Consider the following 21,125-nt stretch of genomic DNA (forward strand, 5'->3'; position numbering starts at 1 on the left):
CCGGGAACAACCGTTGACCAGAGCAAGTTGATGACGAATATGCATGGTGAGTACAAGGTCCCGGGCGGAAAGCTCGTCGTGGCCGACCTCGACGTGGTCGACGAGCACGTCCGCAACGCGCAGATCTCCGGCGACTTCTTCCTCGAGCCGGACGACGCGCTGGAGCGGATCAACGGGGCCTTGGCGGGTCTGCAGGTGGCGACTTCCGCGGCTCAGATCGCCGCGCGGGTGCGAGGTGCGCTCGGTGACGGCGTCGAGATGCTCGGGTTCTCGCCCGAGGCGGTAGCTGTCGCCGTACGGCGTGCGTTGACCGGTGCGACCGGTTGGCGTGACCACGAGTGGCAGTTCGTGCACGACGTACGGCGGGACCCGGCGCTGCAGATGGCGCTCGACGAGGTGCTGACCGAGCAGGTCGGGTCGGGGGAGCGCCCGCCGACGCTGCGGGTCTGGGAGTGGGCGTCCAACGCGGTCATCATCGGCAGCTTCCAGTCGCTGCGGAACGAGGTCGACCTGGACGGCGCGGCCCGTCACGACGTCACCGTCGTACGGCGGATCAGCGGCGGCGGCGCGATGTTCGTCGAGCCGGGCAACACCATCACGTACTCGCTGTACGTCCCGGAATCATTGGTGTCGGGCCTGTCGTTCGTCGAGTCGTACGCGTTCCTCGACGACTGGGTCGTTGGTTCGCTCAACGATCTCGGCATCGCGGCGACGTACCAGCCGATCAACGACATCACCTCGCCGGCCGGAAAGATCGCGGGCGCCGCGCAGAAGCGGTTCGCCGGCGGCGCCGTCCTCCATCACGTGACGATGGCCTACGACATGGACGCCGGCAAGATGGTCGAGGTACTGCGGATCGGCCGGGAGAAGCTGTCCGACAAGGGCACGAAGAGCGCGAACAAGCGCGTCGACCCGTTGCGCAGCCAGACCGGTCTCGACCGCGCGGACGTGATCGAGCGGATGGTCGGCACGTTCCGGAACCGCTACGGTCTGTCGACCGGCACGATCTCTCCGGACACCGTCGCGCTGGCCGAGGAGCGGGTCGCGGCGAAGTTCGGCACCGAGGAGTGGCTCACGCGGGTGCCGTGATCGGTACGGCGTTGCCGCTCACCCGCACGCGGTTGTCGTCCGGGCGGAGCTCGACCGTGATGAGGCTGGGCCGTCCGAGATCGTCGCCTTGGTGCAGGGTGATCGTGGGTTGGGCCGCGCCGATTTCCCGCAGATAGGCGCCGAACGCGGCCGCTGCGGCACCCGTTGCCGGGTCCTCGACGACACCACCGACGGGGAACGGGACGCGCACGTGGAAGACGGTCGGCGATTCCTGCCAGACGAGTTGCAGCGTGGTGAGGTCGCGCTCGAGCATGTACGCGAGCAGGCGGTCGAAGTCGTAGTCGAGCGCGGCGAGTCGTTGCCGGGTCGCCGTACCCAGGACGAGATGCCGCGCCCCGGCGTACGCGATCCGCGGCGGCAACGCGGGGTCGAGGTCGTCGGGTGACCAGCTGAGGATATCGAGTACGTCGGTCAGGTCACCGGCCTCTTCTGTGGACGGCTCGACGCTGGTGAGCGTTGCGCGCAGGTCGCCGTCGACCGTGACCGGGACGATGCCGGCAGGCGTACTGAAGACGATCTCGCCAGGGCCGTTGCGCTCCGCCAGGGCGACGGCGGTCGCGACGGTGGCGTGTCCGCAGAACGGGACCTCGGCCTTGGGGGAGAAGTACCGCACCGGGCGCACGCCGCTCGCATCCGGCTCGTCGGTGAACGCGGTCTCGGAGTACCCGACCTCGCCCGCGATCGCCTGCATCGTGGCGTCGTCGAGCCCGCGGGAGTCGAGCACCACACCGGCCGGATTGCCCCCGGCCGGATCGGATGTGAAGGCCGCGTAGCGGAGAACGGTCACCATCTGCTCATCCAATCATCGCGTCCAGTCCAGCTGCGCCTCCGGGATCGCCAGGCCGCGCCCGAATTCCTTCGCCTCCTCGCGCGCCGCGTCGTCACCCCGCCGGTACCGGAACACGCGCCCCGGGAAGATCACGAAGATCTCGTGCTCGTCATGAAAGTCGGCGTACCACCCCGGACTGTCGAGCACGCCCGCCAGCAGCTCGGCCAACTCCTCCCCACGCTCGACCTCGAACTCCAGCAAGGACCACACCGCCGGCTGTCCGACCGACGTCCCACTGACAGCCTGCCGACTGACCTTCGTCACCGTCAGCGGCACACCATCCAGCTCGGTCCCAACCTTCAGACTCTCCAGAATCAACACACCGTCGTACACGCCACCGACCGTATGCGCAGGCACCGACAATTGCGGGTATGGAGATCGGGTACGTCATCTTGTACGTCGGGGATCTGGCGGCGTCGGTGGGGTTCTACCGGGATGTGGTGGGGCTTGCGTACAAGTTCACGGATGCGGGGTATGCGGAGTTCGACGCCGGTGGGGTGCGGTTCGCGTTGTACGAACGGCGGCGGGCGGAGTGGTTGACCGGGCGGGCGGTGACGCCGGGCGCCGGTGGTGAAGTGGTGGTGATGGTGGCGGACGTGGATGCGTACGCCGAGCGGCTGCGTGCGGCCGGCGTACCGGTGCTGAGCGGGCCGGCGGACCGTCCGTGGGGACACCGGACGGTCCACGTCGCCGACCCGGACGGGTTCGTCGTCGAGTTCGCGGAGGAGATCCCGCGGGCTCGTGGGCGGCGCTAGTTCAACGGTGGTGCCAGCGGCGGCGGGACATGCCGCTGATCATGACGATCCAGAACATGCCCCAGAGCAGCCACGGAGCAGTAAGTGCCACGGAGGTGATCACGAGACCGATCATCAGGAACGGCGCGAGCATCAGGAACGGCGGCGGCGGACCCGTCCGGCGTCGGAGGCCGGCCGGTCCCGGCACGACCTGCAGCTGCGTCGAGTTCGGCAGATCGTCGAACAACGGCTCGAGATCGTCCGAGTACCGCGCCCGCGTCACCACCTCGCTCCGCTCCTCGAACTCGGCCTGCGTCAACCGCCCGGCCACGAAGTGGTCGCTCAGCAACGAAACGGCCTGGTCGCGTTCGGCGTCGCCGATCCGCACCCGTTTCCGAGGTACGTCGACTCGCGCAGCCTGCTGGGGCTGGACCCAGCCGGCCTGGCTCCACGTGCGACCGCGCCAGTCCCCGGCGGACTCGTCGTACCAGCCCGGACCACTCCAGCCCGGACCACTCCAGCCCGGGCCGCTCCAACCGTGCCGCCTGCCGGAACCGCCTTGGCGTCGGCGGTCCCGGTCGGCGGAGCTCATGAACGGTCCTGCTGGTCCGCGCCGTCGTCTTCCTCGGCGAGGATGCCGTACAGCTTGCGGCGCAGGTCGGCGACCGCGTCGCGCGCTCTCGCCTGCTGCTCCGGCGTACCGCTCGCGAGAATCTGCCACATCGCCGTCGCGACCTGCCCGAGGAGTGGCTTGAATCCGTTCTCGTCGTCACCCGACGGCGCGCTCATCGCCTCCCACGGCGCGGACACCTCGTCCTGGTGCTCAGCGACGTACGCGCGGCCCTCGTCGGTCAGCTGGAACGTCCGCCGCCCGACGGCCGCGTCCGCCGTCACCAGGCCCTCGTCCTCGAGCTGCTGCAGCGTCGGGTAGATCGAGCCCGGGCTCGGCTTCCACACGCCGCCGCTGCGCTCGGCGATCTCCTGGATGATGCCGTAGCCGTTCATCGGCTGCTCGGCGAGGACGGCGAGAATCGCCGCCCGTACGTCGCCGCGGCGCGCCTTCGGTCCCCGCCAGCGTGGCGGCGGTCCCCACGGCGGACCGAACATCTGCCCGCCGCCGAACATGCTCCACGGCGGCCCGAAGTGCTGCTGCTGACTGCGCCCCTGGTGCCCGCGGTGGCCGCTCATCGCCGCGCGCAACTCGTCCTTGATGTCGTCGAAGGTTGAACAGTGCCGCGCGAACTGCGCCCAAGGCCAGCCCGCGGCGTACGCCGATCCGGTCATCTGGACCACCCGTCCCTCACGAAAGTGATTGCGATAGTTCGACGATATATCGCGAACCATCGCAACCCAAGGGACTCACGCGGTGAACTTCAGGTCCTTCGCCACGGCGGTCAGGACGACGGAGTTGTCCACGACACTGATGCCGGTGAGCTGGGCGCCGAACGGCAGCTCAGGGATCGTGATGCCGCTCGCGAGCTGGCTGCGGATCGCGCTCTGCACGTACGACGGGACCGAGTCGGGCAACTGCCCGAGTGTCAGCGCGACCCGCCCGTCCTTCACCTGCGGCGTGATCGGTGCGTCGATGCTGATACCGCGCACCGTCGCCTTCGTCTGCAGTTGACCGTTGACGACCGACATCGACAATCCCTCGAGTCCGGTACTACGGACCGCGAGCCGAGCCAGTTCACGCGGCGACAACTGCAGCCGCAGATCGGTCGCGTCGACCGTCACGGCACCGGACTGCTGCGTCAGCAGCGACCGCGGCACGTGCACGTTCTGCAGCTCGACCTTCAGATCCTCACTTGGTACGCCGGAGAACGTCGGCTTCTCCATCGTCAGCGTGACCGTGGAGAAATTCTCTTTGACCAACTGCGGCAGGAACCCGAAGCCCCCGATCTTCACCGAGGTGCCGGCCGAGCGTACGTCGTACTGCCTGGCCTCCTTGTCGGCCATCGACGCGAGCTGGTTCTCCGCCACGTACGCGGCGGCGCGGTCGACGACGATCGCCAGGACCGCCAGCACCACCAGCGTGACGACGAGGCGGCGCAACCACCGGCGCGGTCTCCTAGAGCTCATCCCTGCCCTTTCCGATCATTTCCCGGAGCGCGTCGGCGGCCGGCGTGGGTTTGATGCCGAAGGCAACAGTTGCCGCGGTCGAGTCGATGACGAACGGCCGCTGCCACTGGTACAGCATCTCCACCATCTCCCGCGCGGCCGGATCGACGAGTCCCGCAAGCCGCAGTACCACGGTAGGCATCGACGCAACCTTCGCCGGCGGCGCACCCGCAAGTTCGGCGGCACGGGTCGCGAGTTCGCGCACCGACAGCGGCTCCGGCGTCGGAACGTGCCAGGCCCGTCCCCACGCGCTCTCGTCGTCGGCCACCGCGATCAGCAGCCGCGCGACATCACCGACGTACGTCCAGCTGTGCGGTACGTCGAGATCGCCCGGCATCATGCCGCGCTTGCCGGCGATCACCTTGGGCAACACCGTCACGCTGAAGGGTGACACCGCGCCGGCACCCAGGTAGTCGGACCCGCGCACCTCCGCGGTCCGGATCCGCCCCGCCTGATGCGCGGCCAGGGCGGCGGCCCAGACCTTCGCCCGCACCTGCCCCTTCACAGTGTTCGGCAGCAATGGAAGGTCTTCGCTCATCGGCCCGTCCACTGCGCCGTACCCGTACAGATTGCCGGTGCTCACCAGCACCGCCCCGGATGCCTCGGCGGCCGCGACCAGCGCCGCACCGAGCCGCGGCCATTCGGTAGTCCACTTGTTGTACGCCGGGCCTGCGCACGAGTAGATCGCCGTCGCGCCCGCGACGTGGTCCGTCAGCCCGTTCGTGGCGTCCGCGGCAATCCGCTCCACCCCGTCCGGCCCGCTCCCGGACCTCGTGATCACTCGGACCTGCTCACCCCGTGCCACCAACAGCCGGGCGACCACACTCCCTACGGCCCCAGCTCCGACGACAACCTGCACGCCTTACCCCTTTGACTCGACGAGCCCTTAGTATCCCGGGGCCGTCGGGTCGCTCACGACCGCAGCCCGCTGCGCAGGCGAAGCTCGTCGCGGATCACGGGCGGCACGGGCAGCCGGTACTTCTCCAGGGCCCTCGCGTAGGCACGCAGCGACAGTGCCAGCCGGCCGGTGTCGCTGCGGCCGTTCTCGCCCTGACGTCGCGGGCCACCACGAGCTACGCGCTCGGCGGCGCGGGCGGACACGACCTCGGCGAACAGGTGCAGGAGATCGTCATTCACGACCGAACGACGGCCGACATCGGCAAGAACGGGAGTTGGCCTGAACATCGGCATCGCCTCATAAGGCCCGCGGGTTCCCGACACGCCGCCTGGTATGTCATCGCTCCGGAATACTGCCAGTCTATCCGCACTGGCAATGGGTGGAGGCTGGGAAAGGGATGTTCCTGCTGCAGATGTCGGGCGTGCCAGGGTCTGGGAAGTCGACCCTCGCCGCTCATGTCGTCGACACGTTCGGTGCGGTTGCCATCGACTACGACGTCATTCTGACCGCTGTTCTCGACGGAGGCGTCGACGTCGCCGGTTGTTCCAAGGCGGCGTACGAGGTCCTGTACGCCGTCACGCGCAGCGTGCTGGCGCAAGGGCGCTCTGTGGTCGTCGACAGTCCCTGCTTCTGGCCGCGGATCCTCACCGAAGGTATGGACATCGCGCGAGCGTACGGTGCGACGTACAGATACATCGAGTGCCAGGTACAGGATCTGAAGGTGGTTGAAGAGCGCCTCAGGCAGCGGCCGCAGCTGCGAAGCCAGCGGCGCGGCGTGTCCACTCCACCGGTCGACCTCGGCGACCAGCCGGATGACGGGGCGACGCTGTTTCGCACGTGGTTGGAACGCGTCCAACGCCCCGCGGACAACTACCTCCTGTTGGACATGCACCGCCCGCTGTCCGACGTACTGCCCGAGGTCGACCGCTACCTGAAGGCCTAGGGCACGTCTCCCAATCCCACGCCTACTGCGCGGCACTCGGCACGGCACCTCGCCGCACGGGAGCAAAGGCCACGATGCTCCGCATCGAGACCTTCGCTCCCGCACGCCGAGCCACCGCACCGAGCACCGGCTCGCGACGGCGTGGGATTGGGAGACGCACCCTAGTCCGAACGGCCTTTCAGCCGTCGGCTCACCGCACGCTCGACCTCACGGGTCGCCTCGCGTTCGGCGAGCGTATGCCGCTTGTCCCAGGTCTTCTTGCCCCGCGCCAGGACGATCTCCACCTTCGCGCGACCGTCCTTGAAATAGAGGCTCACCGGGACGATCGTCAGCCCGCCCTCGTTGACCTTGCGCTCGATCTTGTCGATCTGAGCCCGATGCAGCAGCAACTTCCGCTTGCGCCGCGACCCGCCGTTGAACCAGCGAGACTGCGAGTACTGCGGGATGTGCACCGCGTGCAACCAGATCTCCCGCTCCTCGACCATGGCGAACCCGCCAACCAGCGAAGCCCGCCCAGCCCGCAGCGCCTTCACCTCGGGCCCCTGCAACACAATCCCCGCTTCCCACCCCTCACCCAGGTGATAGTCATGCGCAGCCTTCCGATTCCGCGCAACGACCGGCTCAGCCTCAGACTTCTTCACACGACGATTCTGCCCCGAATGCCCTAGTCGCCGCGCTGCGGGTTGGCCGGACGGCTGGCCTGCTTGCCGGCTTGTTTCGCCCCGCCCGACGATCCTCGGCTTCCGAACGCGGTCTCGCTGAGCGGCCGCGAACCGGACAGTGGTGTCTGGCCGTCGAAGGCGTGCGCGATGGCCCGGTTCGCGTCCAGAACCGGATTGCGCTGATGTGCCTTGCCGCCGCTGCCGACCTGGGCCGCACCGAACCGGTCGAGTTGCGGGAGGCTCTGGTTGGCCGAACGCCCGAGGCGCATCGCCGTCTGCTGGTAGGCGTTGTTCTCGCTGGCGTGACGAGGACCGATCGCGATGACATCGCGCGCATTCGTCCCGCCGGCGTTCCGGAGGACGCCCTTGAAGAGCGTGCGGTTCGCGTTGTGCGCAGGCGACTTGTCGTCGGGATATTGCTCGGCTTCCGCGGCAGCCGCGTCGCGCATCCGGTTGAGGTCCTGAACGGCGCCCTCGCTGAGCAGGACCTGGAACCGCCGTTCTGGCTGCTTCTCAGCCATCGCCCCTGGCGCGTTCCTGCCGAATCTCTTCGAGCATCTGCTGGGTGAACGGGTCGTCCTTGGCCCACTCGTCCACGCTGAACGGGGTGCTGCCCGGTGGCGGCGACGAATCGTAGGTGCGGGCGGTCGGGTCGTCGATCACGCCTGGCGGCGGCTCGTCGTCACCGCGCATGGTGCGGTACTGCTGCGTCGACATCACCACCAGCAAAGGGTCGGTCCCGCTGCCCACGAGTACCGGAGGGCCGAAGGTCCCACGGCGGATCGCCTCGACCATCTCCGGCAGTTGCCGACCGAGCACCTCGGGAGCGACCACGGTCCGGTACTTCCCGAGGGTGTCCTCACCGCCAAGATCGTCGTACTGGTCGTAGCTCGCGACAACAGCCTCGGGAACCCCATCGTCGCCGAATGCGAAAGCATGTCTCACCGCGTGTGAATCGCTCCATCAGGCCGGCGATGTCAGCAGCAACGTCGGCACCGAGGGCAAATCAGAGTACGGCGACACAGACATGCATTCCAGCGTACGGCCGCACAGGTTTCGGCGCAGCGCTGCCGCCTGCTGCCCGAGGTTCCGATGTCCACATGGGTGTCCCCGGCAGGGCGGTCTAGCGCACGCGGGCTGGAGTTTTCTCATGTCGGGCGACGTGGAGCTGGACGCGGTGGTGCAGGTCGTCGCGTCCGACGATGCGGTGCAGGTCGTGGCTGGTCTGTTCGGCTGCGGCTTGGACCGTGCCGAGGTCGGCGGTCGGTTCGATCGTGAGGTTCAGTTCGGCGACGAGCTGCCCCCGATCGGAGACCATGCGTCCACTGGAGCTGCGCACGCCGGCGGTCTGAGTCAGTCTGTCTCCAGCCGCCGTGGCGGCGGCCTTCGCATCGGCGGTGAGCAGCCCGGTGTGGTCACTGCCCGCCAACCGCAGTCGGCGGACACCGCGGCTGCGGAAGTGCCTGATCAGCCAGATCAGGCCGATCAGCACCAGGAGCACTCCGGCAACCCCTGTTGCCCAGGGCCACCACGCGGTCCGGGTGGCGTCGGGTAGCCAGCTGAACCGCAAGCGCTCAGGTGCGTCGGGGATGAGGTCGAACCGCCATCCGAGGCCGCCGGCACCAGCCGCGACGAGCCCGACGCCGAGCACGATTGCGACCACCCGATCCACCGCGATCACTCCACGTCCCATCTCAGTGCTCCTCGACGACGCGCCTGCGGATCCGTGGCGGTGGTGACAAGACGGCGAGCCGTTCACGCACGGTGGTGTCCACATCGGTGGCGACCCGGTCGGTGTCGCCAGTGGCCCGGACGGTGAGCCGCACCGTCCTCCGCCGGGACTTGGCCGTGGCCGAGACGACGGAGTCCACCGACTCCGCGGATTCGGCGGCCAGGCGGGCGATGTCGCGGCGCCGGATCCAGACGCCGTCCCGCCCGACGGCAGAGTGGGTGACGCGGCGCGGTTTCAGTGCCGCGACCAAGAACAACAGGCCAACGACCACGGCGATGATGCCGGCCGGGATCATCCAGCCACCTGGTTGGATCGTCTCGAGTCTGCCGGCCAGCCATTCGGTCCACGATGGTCCGCGCACCGCGCCGGCGGCCTGCAGAGCGTCATGGACGCCGACGACGCCGAGTGCGACGGTGGCAACCGCGGCCAGGATCCCGACCGGCGCGACGGCGGCCGTGCCGGTCGGCCGTTTGGCGGTTTCGTTGCTCATGTCACGTCCTCGTCTCCGGCACCGATCGCCGCTGGTGCCGGCGCGTCGGCCGCGACGGCCGCGACGGCCGCGATGCCAACCGCTACCGAATCGACGACCAGCCCGGTCAGCTCGGAGACTTGTTCGGCGACCTGCGAGCGGACAGCAGCAGCGGTCTGGGGCAGCGGCCGCCCCCAGCGCACGGCGACCTCCACATCCAGCCGGACATGTTGACCTGCCACCTTCGCAGTCGCGTTCGGCAGGCCGCTGCCGAAGGTGGCCGGCTGCCGCACCACCTCGTCCACCCGTCGAGCGGCAACCTGGGCGATACGTTCCACTACTCGGGAGCCGATCTCCAAATGGCCCCGCCGGCCGCTGTCGGCAGTCCGGTTCGGAACACGATCGCCTGGTGGTGCGTCCGTTGCTGCCGGCGGAGCCGCCGATGCCGACGTACTCATGTCAGTGGATGTGTCAGCCACGCCTGCGGCGCGACATCAGGTCGTCGAACGACTTCGAACCGCCGTCGGCGAACAGGCCGACGGCGAAACCGGCCGCACCCAGAACCAGTGCGAGCAGGAAACCGATGAACCCGCCGGCTGCGGCCGCGACCGCGACCAGCAGCCCGGCGAACAGGCCAATCACAGGGATGCTCATGAATTCTCCTTCCGGAGGTGCCCAGCGCCTGCCCGGCGCATCACTGGCGGCCCGGCAACCGACGGGTCACCGCCAGGCCGGGAGTCATCTCCGTGCCGCTGCACGAGGTCTTCGACCGTCACATAGACCGGTAGGTCGACCAACGGTTCGACCGCGGATCGGACGGCGTCGCCGGTGGCACGCACGGGATAGTCCAGATAGAGCGTGACGTGGACCTCGACCCGCCGATCTGACACCCGGACACCGGTAACCCGGCCGCCGGGGAGGTAGGTCCCGATCTCGCCGAACATCCCACCATGCAGGTCTGCCACACCCGGCACCGACCGGGCCGCGGTGGCGATCCGCCCGGACAGCTCGGATGCCTCGGCAGGGGTCACTGGACCCGGCGCTCCACCACGACGTCGGCCTCGCCGGTGTCGTCCTCGTCGTCCTCGTCGAGGTGGATGTCGTTGACGGCGATGTTCACCTCGGTGACCTCCAGCCCTGTCATCCGCTCGACCGCTTCGATCACGTTACGCCGGATACCTTGGGCGAGGTCGGCGATGCTGACGCCGTACTCCACCACGATCGCGAGATCGATTGCAGCCTGGGTCTCTCCGACCTCGACCCCGACGCCCTGGGACATGTTGGTCCGCGATCCCGGGATCCGTTCCCGCAGCATCCCCACCGCGCGCGCCGTACCGCCGCCGAGATTGTGTACCCCGGTCACCTCGCGGGTCGCGATCCCGGCGATCTTCGACACCACGGTGTCCGCGATCGTCGTCATGCCCTGCTCGCTGCTCAGTGCTCCGCTGCCGCTGGCACCGACTGCCCTGCCACCGGACGCCTTCACGGCCTCGGCGCCGGCCTTGGTCTCGGTCATCAGCTGGCCTTCTTCCTGTCTTTCCCGATGTCGCCTCTTCAGGTTGGACGAGGCGGCCGGCCGAAACCTCACGCAATGACTCCCGAAAACTTCCGCGTCCCGTACTCATCGGGTTGAATCGTTGTGTGAACGGGGTTACACCCTTTTCCCTACGTGCTGGAGATGCCGAAGCAGAAGCCTGGGCCACCTCGAGCGACGCCACACTACGGCGCGCTGCGGCGCTGGGCGATGTCGAAGCCTTCGCCGTGATCATCGACAGGCACGGACCGTCGATGTTCCGCTACGCCCGCCGTATGCTCAACGACCAGGGTGACGCTGAGGAGGTGGTCCAGGATGCCTTTGTCGCGGCCTGGAAAGCCCTTCCAGACTTTCGGGGCGACGCCCCGCTGCGGACCTGGCTGTTCACCATCACCGGCCGCAAGGCCGTCGACCTGTTCCGGAAGAAACGCGCCGTCCCGGTCGAGGAGACCACCCTTACCGACCTGGCTGCGCCGGGCACAGACCCTGCAGGGCAGGCAGTCGAGGCCGGTCTGCTCGACGCACTCGGAGCTGCCTTGGCGGACCTGCCCTGGCTCCAGCGAGCCATCTGGTTGCTCCGCGAAGTCGAACAGATGAGCTACATCGAGATCGCCATCGTGCTCAGTACCAGCCCCACCGTTGTCCGCGGTCAGCTCGCCCGCGCCCGGGCCACGCTGAAACACCGGTTGGAGGCCTGGCGATGACCGACAACGTCCTGAGCCGCGCCGGCCACGCGGCCCGCACTCACGTCGAACCAGGCTGGGTCGACATTTCGGCCACCATCAAGCAGCGACTCCGGACCATCACGCGGCGGTCGCGGCCGATCCGCGCTGCTGCTGACAACGGCATCACGCTCTTCGTCACCGACCACGTGTTGATCAGCGCCCTCCGTCGGGCGATCGGGGAACTGCGCTGCGAGCTGGACCGCGTCCAGTTGATTTGCGACGGCGACACCTGTACCGGCGCCGTACTCGATCTCGTTACTCCGTACGGCCAGGACCTGCACGATGTCGCCCGCCACGTCCGAGGCACCGCCTACGGAGTCTTCACCGACCTCCTCGGCCCGATCGATCCACCCTTCGGCGCCGACGGAATCGACATCGTCATCACCGACCTCACCACCGACTCGGACCACCACTGAAGGTGCCGGCTCAGCGCCGTGCCACCATGGACGTAGTCTCGCTCAGGAGGCCACGACATGACAGTTTCGAACACCGCCATCGGCGCGACCAAGAGCGCCCCCGCGGCGACGAGCCTCGCACCTGCGCTGAGTGACCTGCAAGAAGCGGCCCTGCTGTACGCCACTGCGAAGGTGTCGCGGAAGGTGGAGGACTGGGCCGACGGCCTGAACGATTTTGTGGCAAGCGGAGGGCCCACGACGCAAGCCGTCTTCGCAGGGCTGGGAGCCATGCTGCGGGGAAAGAACCCTGTCTGGGCTGCGATCAAGGGTGCTTGGTCGGGGGCAAGCCCACAGCTGAAACTGGCTGTGGTCTTGATCCTGATACTGACGATGTTGCTGAGTCCTGTTGTACTGCTCGTGCTCTTGCTCGGGCTGCTGATTGCCGCGCTCGTCGCAGGCATTCGAGCCGCCACACGATGATCAGGCCCCGGATCGAGCGCGACCAGCCACAGCCACACCGACGGTCACGTGTCAAGGCGCGGGCAGTCCCTCCGGACCGCCCCGATAGCCGCGGCCCGTCAGATTCGGGTCAGCTGCGTCAAGGGGCGAGCGTGCTCGCTCGCGAAGCGACTTGCCCTTGACGCGTGCCGGACCGCATTTCCCATGATCTGCTAGCGGGGCGGTGCAGAGCCACGGTCCAGCGTCGGTCGGCAGACCATCTGCTCCGAGGATAGGAGTGACGTCGGAGACAACTTTGATTGTTGCCGTCACCAGCAGTTCGCACCATGAATGGCCCCATGCGGACGTCGGCGCCGGAGCCTGACCCTCAGCATTTGGCCTCGGACCAGCGCATTTGTATGGTGCCCCCGGCAGGATTCGAACCTGCGACGCACGGTTCAGGAAACCGAGGGACTCCGGGACCCACTGCCCGGGACGAACCTTAGGGTGAGCCTTTCAAATGGGCCGGCCACAACGGCCACGGGGCTGAGGCGCGCCGGGACCGTTACCGGATGATGTTGTCGCCAGCGATGGGTAGCACGTCACGAAGCTGACGGCGCGAGCCGATGGAGAGCTTGGCGAAGATCTTGCGCAGGTGCCATTCGACGGTGCGAGGGCTGATGAAGAGCCGTGCGCCGACCTCGGGATTCGACAGACCGTCGCGGACCAGCAGAGCGATCTGCCGTTCCTGTGCAGTCAGCACGTTGCCGGAGGTGGCCTCGGCGGCACGTTTGCGGACGGTTTCGCCGCTCGCAAGCAGCTCCCGGCGGGCCCGTTCGGCGAACGCCTCCATGCCGATCGCCACGAACATGTCGTACGCGGTCCGCAGTTGCCGGCGGGCTTCGACCCGCTGTCCTCGGCGGCGCAGCCATTCGCCGTACAACAGATGGGTTCGTGCCTGGTCGGGACGCATCCGGGTCCGGCTCAGCCGCTCGATCGCCTCCCGGTAGAGAGCCTCGGCATCGTCGTCGCGGGCGAGCAGGGCGCGGTTCCGCGCTTCCAGCCCGGCCGGGAAGTCGGCGTCGAAGGGCCGCGTGGCCTCGATCAGCCGTTCCAGGGCGTCACGAGCGACCTGTTCCGCACCGGAGCGGCAGGCCGCCTCGATGAGCTCCGGGAGCACCCAGGCCGTGCCGACCGGTTCCCAGGTCTGCTCGGCGGCAAGCGCCGAGCTCATCGCCTCCGGGTAACGGCCCAGCCCGTTGTAGAGCACCGAGCCGGCCCAGTGCGCGGTCGTCAGGGCCGCGCCGAAGCCGGTGACTGCGGCAGCCTCCAGCGCGGCCGCGATCAGCTCGGTGGTCTCCCGTTCCCGGCCCTGCAGCGAAAGCAGGTGCAGGCTGTTGAACGGCGGGATCGGGTTGCCGGTTGCCGCCGCGACGAGTTCGCCCTCCGCGATCGCGGCAGCCGCCTGCTCGAACTCGCCGGCCCAGGTGAGGGCGTAGGCAAGGCCGGCGAGGTTGTTCGGTAGCACCTGCAGGGCGCCGGCCTCTCTGACGAGGCCAACCTGCTGGGTGCAGACGGCCTGCAGCGCTTCAAGGTCCCAGATGCCGCCGAACACGACAGTCGACTGCCATCCCCAGCGCACCACCGCGGAGACCGGCAGGTCGCCGATCAGCTTCGCGGCGTCGCGCAAGGTCTCGGCTGCGGCCGCCCAGCCCTCGGTGACCAGCAGCGCCACGCCGTCGAGGACGAGATCGAGCGCGCCCCGCTCGCCGCTCGCGGGCACGCTGTGCACAGCTCGGGCGACGGCCACGAAGCTCTCCCGATTGGAGATGACGGTCGCCATGCCCCACGCGTTGAGCAACGTCTCCCGAGCCAGCTGCTGGTGCGTGGCGGCGAATCGGGCGGCCGCGTTCAGCAGCAGCGGGATCGCCGCGGTACCAGCCCCGGAGGCGAACGCGAGTTGACCTTCCAGCACGGCGGCCCGGCCACTTTGGTGCGCGTCCAGGGATCCGGGCAGGGCGCCCAGCAGCCGGCGGACGTCCTCGACCGCACCGGCGTCCAGGCTCGCCTCGGCGGCCGCCAGCATCCGATCGACGCGCCGCGCCGGGTCGCTGGTCAGCGATACTGCCCGCTGCAGGAACGCGGCGGCAGCCGCCACCCCGCCGCGCGCCTGCGCGCGACCGGCGGAGCGCTCGAGCTCAACGGCGACCGTCTCGTCCGGACCGGCGGCCGCGGCCGCGAGATGCCAGGCGCGCTGGTCCGATGCCACCCGCGGGTCGGTGACCTCCGCCAGCGTCCGATGGACCGTACGGCGCTGGGCAGCCCCGGCTGCCCGGTAGACGGCGGACCGCACCAGCGGGTGCCGGAACGTCACCCGCTCCCCGATCGTCATCAGCCCGTCGGTGCCGGCCGCCGCTGCGAGGTCGATGCCGAGCAGTTCAGCCGCGCGGAGCACGGCATCCGTGTCGCCGGCCGGTTCGGCTGCGGCGACCAGCAACAGCAGACGGGCGGGTTCGGGCAGGTCCCGCATCCGGCTGACGAAGCTCTGCTCGATCCGGCCCGGCACCATGTCGGCGTTGAGCAGACCGAGGCCACCGGCCATCTGGGTGGGGGTCAGCCCGCGTGGCAACTCGATGAGCGCGAGGGGGTTGCCGTTGGTCTCAGCCACGATCTGGTCGCGGATGCGTTGGTCCAGCCGGGCGTGGGTGAGCGAGTTCAGCAGCGCGTGCGCGTCAGCTTCGCGCAGGCCGGTGACCTCCAGCGTCGCCAGCCCGCGCAGTTCTGGACTGTGCTCCCGGATGCCGAACAGCATACCGATCGACTCGGCGAGCAGCCGGCGCGCGACGAACCCCAGGACCTGGGCTGAAGCCCGGTCGAGCCACTGTGCGTCGTCGATCACGCAGAGCAGCGGCTGCCGCTCGGAGGCGTCCGAGAGGAGGTCGAGCACACCCAGCCCCACGAGGAAGGGGTCGGGTGGGGTGCCCGCACGCAGGCGGAATACCGTCTCGAGGGCCTCGCGCCGCGGCCCGAGAACGACTGCCAGCCGGTCGAGCAGCGGCAGGCAGAGCTGGTGCAGAGCGGCGAACGCCAGCTCCATCTCGGACTCGATTCCTCCCGCGTGCAGGACCTGGAGCCCGGTAGCGGCCTGCTCGGCGTACCCAATCAGCGCGGACTTGCCGACGCCCGGAGCGCCCTGGACGACGAGGACCCGGCTCTCGCCGTCCCGCACCGCCGCGACCATGCGGTCGAGAGCGGCGCGCTCGGTACGCCGATCAACCAGCGGCTGATGTTGCATATACCTACCCTTCGCCGTGCCGTCAGATCTAAATCATCGCTGGCGAGCCCCTCGTTCTGTCAGACCAGGGTGCAGAATCAAGGAAATGTTCTCCTCTCCGATCGACCGGGCGCGTAGCGACTCCAGATCCCGCCGGCATTGAAAGCCGGGCGCGGCGATGACCGGGGAGTGGCTTGCAGCACCAACTGCCGCAGCGCGAAAGATGCGAGCTCGCGCAGCAGGCGGCGAATGGCTCGTCACGGGCGGGTCGCCGAGCCCGATGAGCGCTCGACTCCAGTGTCGACCAGGTCGGCGGCCCTACGGCAGGGATCTGAAGGCGGCCGGGGTCGGCTTGCGCGCGGTCCTCGATCGATGCGTTGGATCGGGACCACGTCGGCTCATCCGGCCAATGAGGTCTGTCGCAGCTCCCCGATCGCGGTACCGAGGTTGGCCTCGATGCCGTCGGGCTGCTGGAGGCCGTTGTCGAGCAGTAGCTGGACGAAGGGGCGGTGCTGCGGCCGGCCGGCGGTGGCGAAGTAGGCGTCAAGCCCGGGCGCGAATTCGTCGTCCGTGGGCAGGGTGGCCACGTCGACCAGCTTCTTGATGCCCCTGACCGCGACCTTGTCGAAGGATGCGATTCGGCGGGCCAACGCATCGGTGAAGCCCTCGATGTCGGTGTCCGGGACGAGCCTGTTCACGTAGCCGTACCGAGCGGCCAGGTCGGCGGGGATGTCCTCCCCGCCGAGCAGGATCTCCAGGGCACGGCCGCGACCGACCAGGCGCCCCAGCCGTGCCATGGGACCTCCGCCGGGGACGGCGCCGACGCCGACCTCGAACTGTCCCAGGACCGCCTTCTCCGACGCGAAGCGGATGTCGGTGGCGAGAACGAACTCGCTGCCGGCGCCACGGGTGCGGCCCCTGATCTCCGAGATCGTAGCCACCGGCAGCTTGCTCAGCCGCACGAAGTTGTCCAGGTAGGGGTGCAGGCCCGTCGGGCCGGGCCGCATTCCCGCCACGCGGGTGTTGTCGGCCAGGAAATCCCAGTGGGCCATGAAGTACCCCGGTTTGTCACTGCAGAAGACGACAACCGTGAGGTCCGGGTCGTTCTCGATGCGTCCGATGAGCGCGCCGAGCTGGTCGAGCGTGTCGGGATCCAACAGGTTGACCAGGCCGTTGTCGAAGGTCACCCGCCAGTAAGCCGGGGAGACCTCGCTGATGTGGAATTGTTCTGTCGCACTCATGTCCCTGCTTCTCCTGACTCTTGGGCCGGGCGTCCGGCCGGGGTGGTCGTTCGGTATCGGCGTTCATGACACGCCCGGACCCGGGAGAACCGTGGCCTGGTGGTCTGTGTGCGCCCGGCGTCGGCAAGTCCGCGCTGCTCGCCTACGCCGTGGGCGGCGCGACAGCGATGCAGGTGCTGCGCGCTCACCTTTCGTCTCCGGTTCCGTAATCGCGTGCGCTCTTTCATCGGTCGCGCTACCAGGTCTGGTCGCCTGCCCGGACCAGCATCTCGTTGACGGCCACCCGGCGTTCTCGGGTGACGATGTATCGGATCGCCTCGGCGACGTCCTCGGCATACAGCGATTCGATGCCGCTGTCCTGTCGTCGGGCGGCCTGGTGGGTGGTGTCGCCGAGATGGTTCACCAGCTGTGTATCCATGGTGCCGGGCTCCACCACGCCAACGCGTACCCCTTCCGTCAGCAGTTCCTGGCGTAGCGACTCAGTGAACCCCTGCAGGCCGAACTTGGTGAAGTTGTAAACGCTGCAGCCGGGTCGGGCGAACCGCCCGGCCGTCGAACTCACGTTCACGATGTCCGCGACCTGCCGCGGTGCGGTCGACGCCGCGTCGATCAGGTACGGGATGGCGGCGTGCGTGACATGCAACAGGGCCGACACATTGAGGGAGACCATCCGGTCCCACTCCTCGATCGTGGTGTGCAGCGCCGTGCCAAGCAGCATGATTCCCGCGTTGTTGACAAGGACGTCCAGCCGCCCGAACCGATCGAGCGTGTCCTGGACCGCCCGTTCCGCGTCGCCCGGGTCGGTGACATCTGCCGCCACCGCAACCCCGTGACCGCCCATTCCCGAGATGTCGTCCGCGACCCGATCCAGCCGGTCCCGTGGCCCGGCGACCATGGCCACCACGGCGCCTTCCGCAGCGAGTCTGCGCGCGGTCGCGGCGCCGATCCCGCTGCTGGCGCCGGTGACGAGCGCGACGGCCCCGCACAACGATTTGTCAGGCATGGGCTCATCCTTTTCGGGTCGAGGACGACGGTTCACGACGGCCGTTGGGTGCCGGCCTGCTCCCGCAGCAGGTAGTCCGCGTGCCAGTTCTCGGGTCAGTGAAATGATCGGAAGGCCGCACGAATTTCCTGAGTGAACAATTCGGGCTCCTCCCAGGCGGCGAAGTGTCCGCCCCGCACGGGTTTGTTGTAGTAGCTGAGGGTCGGATAGCTGGTCTCGGCCCAGGTACGCGGCGCCTGGAAGATTTCGCCCGGGAAGGCGCTGAACGCGACCGGGACGGTCATCGGAGCAGGGGTCTGGCCCGCGGCGGCGGTCTGCGCTCTTTCCCAGTACACGCGGGCGGCCGACTCGCCGGTGCCAGTCAGCCAGTAGAGCGACACGTTGTCCAGGACGTGCTGTCGCGTGAGGTTGCCCGACGGCGGGCCGCCGAGGAAGGCACGGGAGATCTTGAGGTAGCTGTCGGTGTCGTGGTCGAGCATCCACGCCGCCAGGGCGACAGGGGAATCCAGCAGCGCGTAGCCAATCGTCTGCGGACGCGTGGACTGCTCGACCAGGTAGCCCTTGCCGCTCGTCGAAAAGACTTGGAGTGCGGCGAGCGCGGCCTTCTCCTCGTCGGTGTTCGTCGGCAGGTTGTCGGTGCCAGCCAACGCCGGGACCAGCAAGTTCAGGTGGATGCCGAGCAGTCCCGCGGGTGCCAGGCGTCCGATGTTGTCGGTGACGGCGGCGCCGACGTCGCCGCCCTGGGCGACGTAGCGGGTGTAGCCAAGGCGGCGCATGAGTTCCGTCCAGGCGTGCGCCGTCCGGATGGCGTCCCAGCCGAGTTCGGTCGGTTTGCCGGAGAAGCCGTAGCCGGGGATCGACGGCAGCACGAGGTGAAAGGCGTCCGCCGCGGTGCCGCCGTACGCGGTCGGATTCGTGAGTGGGCCGACAGTCTCGAGCAGTTCGACGATCGAGCCGGGCCAGCCGTGGGTCATGATGAGGGGCAGTGCGTTGCGATGCCGCGAGCGTACGTGGACGAAGTGCACGTCGACGCCGTCGATCTCCGTCTTGAACTGTGGCAGCGCGTTGAGTTTCGCCTCGAACCGCTGCCAGTCGTAGCCGGTCGCCCAGAACCGGGCGAGGGCTTGAGCAGTCGCCAGCTGCACGCCTTGCGAACGGTCGGCGACGAGCTCGCGAGACGGCCAGCGGGTCGCGGCGATGCGACGGCGCATTTCGGCCACCTGTCCACGCCGAATCGCGACCCGGAACGGGCGAATCCCGGTCGGGCCGGTGGACGGTGCCGCGATCGCCGGCGCCTGGCCGAGCGCGGCGTACGCGGCGACGGTGAGGCCGGCCGCGAGGCCGCCCTGGAGTACTTGGCGTCGAGTGGGTTGAGACGCGGACGAAGTCATAGTTCTCCACCTCCAGGTTCGAATACTTCGATGTCCGCCTGCGATCCGCGACACGGCCCCGGCTCGCACGAGCATGAGCAGGCGCAGGGGCTTCCACAGGGGCGCGACGATGTCGCGGTCGGCGAGGACGTACGAACGGTGCACATCACGCCACTGCATTTGACTGCGCGATACCCACGGGGTGTCGGTGGCGTCCGAGACTCGTGGCCGGCGGCTATCGCAGTGGACGGAACGCGGCCCGCACCTGCGCCGCGAACAGTTCCGGCTCTTCCCAGGCGGCGAAGTGGCCGCCCCGTTCCGCTACCCCGAAGTAGTTGAGCGTGGGGTAGGACTTCTCGGCCCAGCTGCGCGGTGTCCGCCAGATCTCGCCGGGGAACGTGCTGAATCCGACCGGCACCCGTGGATCCGGAAGTGGTGGGCGGCCGGCGGCAGGCGCGTCCGGCCCGTACGCCTCCCAGTACGACCGGGCCGTGGATGCTCCGGTGCCGGTCAGCCAGTAGGCGGTGACGTTGTCGAGGATGTGGTCCCGGGTGAGGTTGCCCGAGGGCTTGCCGTCGACGAACGCGCCGGCGATCTTGTCGTAGGCGTCGGTGTCGTGGTCGATCATCCAGGCGGCGAGAGCGGCCGGCGAGTCCAGCAGCGCGTACCCGATCGTCTCCGGGCGGGTGGCCATCTCCACGAAGTAACCGTTCCCGCTGGTCTGAAAGACCTTGATCGCGGCGAGCGCGGCGCGTTCCTCCTCGGTGTCGTCCGGCAGCGAGGCGGGGTCGTTGAGCGCCGGCACCAGCAGGTTGGTGTGGATACCGGCCAGCCCCTGCGGTCCCAGCCGTCCGATCGCGTCGGTGACCCCGGCGCCGACGTCACCTCCCTGCGCCACGTAGCGGTCGTAGCCGAGCCCGCGCATCAGCTCCGCCCAGGCCCGGGCGGTGCGCACGAGGTCCCATCCGACCTCGGCCGGCTCGGCCGAGAAGCCGTACCCGGGCAGTGACGGCAGCACGAGATGGAATGCGTCCGCGGGGGTGCCGCCGTGCGCGGTCGGGTCGGTCAGAGGGCCGACGGTGTCGAGCATCTCGATGACCGATCCTGGCCAGCCGTGCGTCATGATCAGCGGCAGCGCGTCCGGATGCTTGGACTTGACGTGGACGAAGTGGATGTTCACGCCGTCGATCTCGGTGGTGAACTGGGGCAGCGCGTTCAGCCGGGACTGGACTCGCCGTAGGTCGTAGTCCTTCTCCCAGTACTGGCCCAGCGCCCGCATCGCGGCCAGTTGCACCCCCTGCGAGCGATCGCCGACGAGCTCGCGGGTCGGCCAGCGCGTCGCCGTCAAGCGGCGGCGCAGGTCGTCGAGCGCCGCGTCGCGGAAACGGACGGTGAACGGTCGGATCGCATGGCTCACTGGCTGTTGGAGCGTGGTCATGTCACGCGCCGCCTCTCAATCGGAATCCGGTACAGAGACATCCAGGTCCGGGCGACAGCGAGATCCCTACCAACGACCTACCACCGAACCCAGCTCCCTGGACGCACACCAGCATGGCAACGTCTCGTGCGGACTCGCGCCCGTGAAAGACCCTGGTCGATACGCTGGGGGTTCATCCCCCGGACCCCCGGGTGTCATCGCTGTCCCCATGC

27 protein-coding genes and 1 tRNA gene are annotated in these 21,125 nt (G+C 68.7%); 6 read left to right on the forward strand and 22 right to left on the reverse strand.

The annotated features are described in order from the left end of the window. The first annotated feature begins 30 nt into the window (after positions 1-30). Complete coding sequence (locus tag EV651_RS05410; protein WP_370352106.1) at positions 31-1,089, forward strand: biotin/lipoate A/B protein ligase family protein; 1,059 nt, start codon at positions 31-33, stop codon at positions 1,087-1,089. Here EV651_RS05410 and EV651_RS05415 read toward each other — a convergent pair. Both EV651_RS05415 and EV651_RS05420 read right to left on the reverse strand, forming a co-directional pair. Then, positions 1,073-1,900, reverse strand: a complete 828-nt coding sequence (locus tag EV651_RS05415; RefSeq protein ID WP_133782644.1) for a PhzF family phenazine biosynthesis protein — start codon at positions 1,898-1,900, stop codon at positions 1,073-1,075. The two genes, EV651_RS05410 and EV651_RS05415, sit on opposite strands and share 17 nt — an antisense overlap. Positions 1,901-1,912: 12 nt before the next feature. After that, on the reverse strand, positions 1,913-2,272 hold the full coding sequence (locus EV651_RS05420; protein WP_133782646.1) for a hypothetical protein: 360 nt from the start codon (positions 2,270-2,272) through the stop codon (positions 1,913-1,915). A 38-nt stretch (positions 2,273-2,310) separates the two neighbouring features. Here EV651_RS05420 and EV651_RS05425 point away from each other — a divergent pair, with 38 nt between their 5' ends. Continuing rightward, the gene (locus EV651_RS05425) at positions 2,311-2,694 is read left to right on the forward strand and encodes a VOC family protein (RefSeq protein WP_133782648.1); all 384 of its coding nucleotides are present in this window, start codon (positions 2,311-2,313) and stop codon (positions 2,692-2,694) included. 1 nt (position 2,695) lies between these two features. Here the strand turns inward: EV651_RS05425 and EV651_RS05430 are convergent, their stop codons facing one another. The 5 genes from EV651_RS05430 to EV651_RS05450 all read right to left on the reverse strand — a co-directional run bounded on the left by EV651_RS05430 (position 2,696) and on the right by EV651_RS05450 (position 5,928). Further along, the gene (locus EV651_RS05430; RefSeq protein ID WP_133782650.1) at positions 2,696-3,265 is read right to left on the reverse strand and encodes a DUF1707 domain-containing protein; all 570 of its coding nucleotides are present in this window, start codon (positions 3,263-3,265) and stop codon (positions 2,696-2,698) included. Beyond that, a complete protein-coding gene (locus EV651_RS05435) occupies positions 3,262-3,957 on the reverse strand; it encodes a PadR family transcriptional regulator (RefSeq protein ID WP_133782652.1) in 696 nt (231 codons plus the stop codon). The genes EV651_RS05430 and EV651_RS05435 overlap by 4 nt, the downstream gene beginning before the upstream one ends. 75 nt (positions 3,958-4,032) lie before the next feature. Further along, a complete protein-coding gene (locus tag EV651_RS05440) occupies positions 4,033-4,752 on the reverse strand; it encodes a DUF2993 domain-containing protein (RefSeq protein ID WP_133782654.1) in 720 nt (239 codons plus the stop codon). Continuing rightward, complete coding sequence (locus EV651_RS05445) at positions 4,742-5,650, reverse strand: NAD-dependent epimerase/dehydratase family protein (protein WP_133782656.1); 909 nt, start codon at positions 5,648-5,650, stop codon at positions 4,742-4,744. The genes EV651_RS05440 and EV651_RS05445 overlap by 11 nt, the downstream gene beginning before the upstream one ends. 53 nt (positions 5,651-5,703) lie before the next feature. Continuing rightward, on the reverse strand, positions 5,704-5,928 hold the full coding sequence (locus EV651_RS05450) for a hypothetical protein (RefSeq protein WP_133782658.1): 225 nt from the start codon (positions 5,926-5,928) through the stop codon (positions 5,704-5,706). 140 nt (positions 5,929-6,068) lie between these two features. Between EV651_RS05450 and EV651_RS05455 the strand changes: the two genes are divergently transcribed. Beyond that, positions 6,069-6,632, forward strand: a complete 564-nt coding sequence (locus EV651_RS05455) for an ATP-binding protein (RefSeq protein ID WP_133782660.1) — start codon at positions 6,069-6,071, stop codon at positions 6,630-6,632. A 161-nt stretch (positions 6,633-6,793) separates the two neighbouring features. On the opposite strand, the gene smpB is transcribed toward EV651_RS05455, so the two are convergent. The 9 genes from smpB to EV651_RS05500 all read right to left on the reverse strand — a co-directional run bounded on the left by smpB (position 6,794) and on the right by EV651_RS05500 (position 11,011). Further along, the gene (smpB, locus tag EV651_RS05460) at positions 6,794-7,273 is read right to left on the reverse strand and encodes an SsrA-binding protein SmpB (protein ID WP_133782662.1); all 480 of its coding nucleotides are present in this window, start codon (positions 7,271-7,273) and stop codon (positions 6,794-6,796) included. Between the two features lie 23 nt (positions 7,274-7,296). Next, positions 7,297-7,815 carry a hypothetical protein gene (locus tag EV651_RS05465; protein WP_133782665.1) on the reverse strand — a complete coding sequence of 173 codons (519 nt, stop codon included), beginning with the start codon at positions 7,813-7,815 and terminating at the stop codon, positions 7,297-7,299. Continuing rightward, the gene (locus tag EV651_RS05470) at positions 7,808-8,239 is read right to left on the reverse strand and encodes a hypothetical protein (RefSeq protein ID WP_133782667.1); all 432 of its coding nucleotides are present in this window, start codon (positions 8,237-8,239) and stop codon (positions 7,808-7,810) included. Before EV651_RS05470 ends, EV651_RS05465 begins: the two co-directional genes overlap by 8 nt. Positions 8,240-8,417: 178 nt before the next feature. After that, positions 8,418-8,987, reverse strand: coding sequence for a hypothetical protein (locus tag EV651_RS05475; RefSeq protein WP_133782669.1), 570 nt, complete (start codon positions 8,985-8,987; stop codon positions 8,418-8,420). Between the two features lies 1 nt (position 8,988). Then, positions 8,989-9,516, reverse strand: coding sequence for a DUF6286 domain-containing protein (locus EV651_RS05480; RefSeq protein WP_133782671.1), 528 nt, complete (start codon positions 9,514-9,516; stop codon positions 8,989-8,991). After that, positions 9,513-9,953, reverse strand: coding sequence for an Asp23/Gls24 family envelope stress response protein (locus tag EV651_RS05485; protein ID WP_133782673.1), 441 nt, complete (start codon positions 9,951-9,953; stop codon positions 9,513-9,515). The genes EV651_RS05480 and EV651_RS05485 overlap by 4 nt, the downstream gene beginning before the upstream one ends. A gap of 13 nt (positions 9,954-9,966) precedes the next feature. Next, positions 9,967-10,149 carry a hypothetical protein gene (locus EV651_RS05490; protein ID WP_133782675.1) on the reverse strand — a complete coding sequence of 61 codons (183 nt, stop codon included), beginning with the start codon at positions 10,147-10,149 and terminating at the stop codon, positions 9,967-9,969. Further along, positions 10,146-10,526 (reverse strand): Asp23/Gls24 family envelope stress response protein, encoded by a 381-nt coding sequence (locus EV651_RS05495; protein ID WP_202870168.1) that lies wholly within the window; start codon positions 10,524-10,526, stop codon positions 10,146-10,148. The genes EV651_RS05490 and EV651_RS05495 overlap by 4 nt, the downstream gene beginning before the upstream one ends. Next, positions 10,523-11,011 carry an Asp23/Gls24 family envelope stress response protein gene (locus EV651_RS05500; protein WP_133782677.1) on the reverse strand — a complete coding sequence of 163 codons (489 nt, stop codon included), beginning with the start codon at positions 11,009-11,011 and terminating at the stop codon, positions 10,523-10,525. The genes EV651_RS05495 and EV651_RS05500 overlap by 4 nt, the downstream gene beginning before the upstream one ends. A gap of 125 nt (positions 11,012-11,136) precedes the next feature. Here EV651_RS05500 and EV651_RS05505 point away from each other — a divergent pair, with 125 nt between their 5' ends. The 3 genes from EV651_RS05505 to EV651_RS05515 are packed head-to-tail and all read left to right on the forward strand — an operon-like array spanning position 11,137 to position 12,629. Further along, entirely contained in the window at positions 11,137-11,733 is a 597-nt protein-coding gene (locus EV651_RS05505; protein ID WP_202870169.1) for an RNA polymerase sigma factor, read from the forward strand. Then, positions 11,730-12,170, forward strand: coding sequence for a hypothetical protein (locus EV651_RS05510; protein ID WP_133782679.1), 441 nt, complete (start codon positions 11,730-11,732; stop codon positions 12,168-12,170). The genes EV651_RS05505 and EV651_RS05510 overlap by 4 nt, the downstream gene beginning before the upstream one ends. 57 nt (positions 12,171-12,227) lie before the next feature. Then, complete coding sequence (locus tag EV651_RS05515) at positions 12,228-12,629, forward strand: hypothetical protein (RefSeq protein WP_133782682.1); 402 nt, start codon at positions 12,228-12,230, stop codon at positions 12,627-12,629. Between the two features lie 378 nt (positions 12,630-13,007). Here EV651_RS05515 and EV651_RS05520 read toward each other — a convergent pair. From EV651_RS05520 to EV651_RS05545, 6 genes are all read right to left on the reverse strand, one after another. After that, positions 13,008-13,080: transfer RNA gene (locus EV651_RS05520), tRNA-Arg, on the reverse strand. A gap of 72 nt (positions 13,081-13,152) precedes the next feature. Next, positions 13,153-15,882: an AAA family ATPase gene (locus tag EV651_RS05525; protein WP_133782684.1), complete on the reverse strand. Its 2,730-nt coding sequence runs from the start codon at positions 15,880-15,882 to the stop codon at positions 13,153-13,155. A 377-nt stretch (positions 15,883-16,259) separates the two neighbouring features. Beyond that, entirely contained in the window at positions 16,260-17,102 is an 843-nt protein-coding gene (locus EV651_RS05530; RefSeq protein WP_133782686.1) for an enoyl-CoA hydratase/isomerase family protein, read from the reverse strand. Positions 17,103-17,337: 235 nt separating this feature from the next. Beyond that, positions 17,338-18,105, reverse strand: a complete 768-nt coding sequence (locus EV651_RS05535; RefSeq protein WP_133782688.1) for an SDR family oxidoreductase — start codon at positions 18,103-18,105, stop codon at positions 17,338-17,340. 95 nt (positions 18,106-18,200) lie between these two features. After that, positions 18,201-19,496 carry an epoxide hydrolase family protein gene (locus tag EV651_RS05540; RefSeq protein ID WP_133782690.1) on the reverse strand — a complete coding sequence of 432 codons (1,296 nt, stop codon included), beginning with the start codon at positions 19,494-19,496 and terminating at the stop codon, positions 18,201-18,203. A gap of 214 nt (positions 19,497-19,710) precedes the next feature. Beyond that, the gene (locus tag EV651_RS05545; RefSeq protein ID WP_202870170.1) at positions 19,711-20,892 is read right to left on the reverse strand and encodes an epoxide hydrolase family protein; all 1,182 of its coding nucleotides are present in this window, start codon (positions 20,890-20,892) and stop codon (positions 19,711-19,713) included. Positions 20,893-21,125 lie beyond the last annotated feature (233 nt).

The sequence above is a fragment of the Kribbella sp. VKM Ac-2571 genome, assembly GCF_004362255.1.
GTDB classification, from domain to species: Bacteria; Actinomycetota; Actinomycetes; order Propionibacteriales; family Kribbellaceae; genus Kribbella; species Kribbella pratensis.